This window comes from Paenibacillus sp. AR247 (assembly GCF_002968895.1).
Classification (GTDB): domain Bacteria; phylum Bacillota; class Bacilli; order Paenibacillales; family Paenibacillaceae; genus Paenibacillus_AQ; species Paenibacillus_AQ favisporus.
Window position 1 is genome coordinate 52,824 of sequence record NZ_PCZT01000020.1, and the last position, 2,390, is coordinate 55,213.

The window sequence follows — 2,390 nt, forward strand, 5'->3', positions numbered from 1 at the left end:
GGTGCGGCCAAGAATGGCACAGCCGCCTTCGTGCGCAAGAAGAAAAAGTAGAAGGGTTCCTGGGCAGTATCTTTTAAATCAGGCTTCGCCTGAAATGGGCGCCACCCGTGCGCCTTTTCGCCGAAATCTTGATTTTGCCCAGCCCAGTTGATACAATGGATTTCTGGTATACCGGCCGGGTTTGCGGCCTCTAGACGCTCTCGTTAGGGCGCTTGAGCTGCTTCCCCTTGTGCTGTATACCGGAAGTCCATTGCTGTTATAGCAAGTGTGGGAGGAGTGATAGCATGGGTGGTAAGAAGAGTGACGGGAAGGTCCTGGCCCAGAACAAAAAAGCTTCCCATGATTACTTCATCGAGGATACGTACGAAGCCGGCATGGTGCTGACCGGAACCGAGATCAAGTCGATCCGGAACGGACGGGCCAATATCGGGGATGCGTTTGCAACGATCCGCAATGGGGAAATTCATATTCATAACATGCATATCAGCCCGTTTGAGCAGGGCAACCGCTATAATCCGACGGATCCGACGCGGACCCGCAAGCTGCTGATGCACAAGGAACAGATCCACAAGCTGTTGGGACAGACCAAGCAGGAAGGCTATACGATCGTTCCGCTTAAGGTGTATATCCGCAACGGCTACGCGAAGCTGCTGCTCGGCCTTGGCCGCGGTAAGAAGCAGTATGACAAGCGTGATTCGGCCGCCAAACGCGACGCGCAGCGCGACATTCAGCGGGCACTCCGTGAGAAGCAGAAGATCGCGCGTTAATTTGGGGTTATGTGAAGTTACAGGCAAGTTTCACCTGCGTTTCCTTCAACCTCTGTGTCATTTTGGCCGGAATGTGTGATATACTATGTATGTAAGAGGTTATGGCTTGACCAGCCTTTTACGTGATAAATGCTTCTGATCATCCTTTCTTCATGGAGGGGAAGGATGCTGGATAGATTGCTTCTTATGCTTCAACGGTTCTAATCTAATCCAATAGAAGCCCTTTTTAATAAGGGGGCGTTCTTGGATTCGACGGGGATAGTTCGAGCATGAGTAGCGGGTAGTGGGGACGCGTCCACTTCATCAACGCTAAAGCCAATAATAACTGGCAAACAACAAAACAACTACGCTCTCGCAGCTTAATAACCTGCAGACGTGCTCTCGCTCTGCATCGCCCATGTGCCGGGATGAGGGCTCAACTTTAGTGGGATACGCTGTCTAGTCTCCGCCTGCGGCTAGCTGAAGAAGACAAACAGGCTGACCCGAAGGGAATCCGGTAACGGGGAGTCTCTAGGGTGACATCAAAACTGTTACTACACCCGTAGAAGCTTATGTGGCGTTATCTTCGGACAGGGGTTCGACTCCCCTCGCCTCCATAATGAGTATCAGAAAAGCGACCCGTAACGGGCCGCTTTTTTGCATCTCTGTATTTTTTAGGATGGCTGCGCAATGACTCTTAATCAATATTTTTCTCCACTTTAATTGTGGTTTACTAAGTATACTACCCGGGGAAGATTATACAGTGTCATACTGCAGATAAGGTGAGTTCCAATAAAATGGAAGCAAAATTCAAAAAAACTTGTTATTCATCTCCAGTTGTGTTATAGTTAGTTTATTGGAATTTCGACCTGAGATCACATATTGTAGAGGGTTAGATTTTGATGATGTAACCTTGTACAATATGTGATTTTTTTTGGAAACTCGAAGATCATGTAAAAAAAACAATTATGGAGGTAATGAACTATGCAACAAGGAACAGTAAAATGGTTTAATGCAGACAAAGGTTTTGGTTTTATCGAGGTTGAAGGCGGAGACGACGTATTTGTGCACTTCAGTGCAATCGTGAGCGACGGCTTCAAATCGTTGGATGAAGGTCAAAAAGTTGAATTTAATGTAGTACAAGGCAACCGTGGCCCACAGGCCGAGAATGTTGTAAAACTCTAAGTTTGTAATTAGAAAGGTCCCGCACATCGTGTCGGGGCCTTTTTTTCGCTCATGATTCCAGAAGAGAAAGTGGGATGCTGCTTGTACTATTCACGGAAAAGACTGATGATCGATCTTCCTGAGGAAATGACAACGATATGGTCGTGCACCAATGAAAAGTGCAACGGATGGATGAGGGATAACTTTGTTTTTCTGATCCAACCGATTTGTGGCCAATGCAATTCCTTCATGGAGAAGAGTCAGAAAATGCTGCCTATTTTAACAAATACAAGTCCGAATCAGACGAAGCATTAAATAAAGCGAGGACCAGTGACATCACTATGGTTACGATCTATACGCGGAAAAAAGATGGCGTTATGTCCGGACAGGGGTTCGACTTCCCCTCGCCTATCACGTAAATGAAATCCACAACCTCATGGGGTTGTGGATTTTGCATTTCTGACGAGCCTACTTCAAATC

General features: G+C 47.0%; 3 protein-coding genes and 1 other RNA gene. All 4 read left to right on the forward strand.

Translation table 11 applies throughout. The annotated features are described in order from the left end of the window. Positions 1-284 precede the first annotated feature (284 nt). The gene (smpB, locus tag CPT76_RS27365) at positions 285-767 is read left to right on the forward strand and encodes an SsrA-binding protein SmpB (RefSeq protein WP_105445139.1); all 483 of its coding nucleotides are present in this window, start codon (positions 285-287) and stop codon (positions 765-767) included. Positions 768-1,000: 233 nt separating this feature from the next. Continuing rightward, positions 1,001-1,366, forward strand: a transfer-messenger RNA (tmRNA) gene (ssrA, locus tag CPT76_RS27370). 364 nt (positions 1,367-1,730) lie between these two features. After that, positions 1,731-1,931: a cold-shock protein gene (locus tag CPT76_RS27375; RefSeq protein WP_076173149.1), complete on the forward strand. Its 201-nt coding sequence runs from the start codon at positions 1,731-1,733 to the stop codon at positions 1,929-1,931. A gap of 51 nt (positions 1,932-1,982) precedes the next feature. Continuing rightward, positions 1,983-2,225 (forward strand): cold-shock protein, encoded by a 243-nt coding sequence (locus tag CPT76_RS27380; RefSeq protein ID WP_308737674.1) that lies wholly within the window; start codon positions 1,983-1,985, stop codon positions 2,223-2,225. Positions 2,226-2,390: the final 165 nt, after the last annotated feature.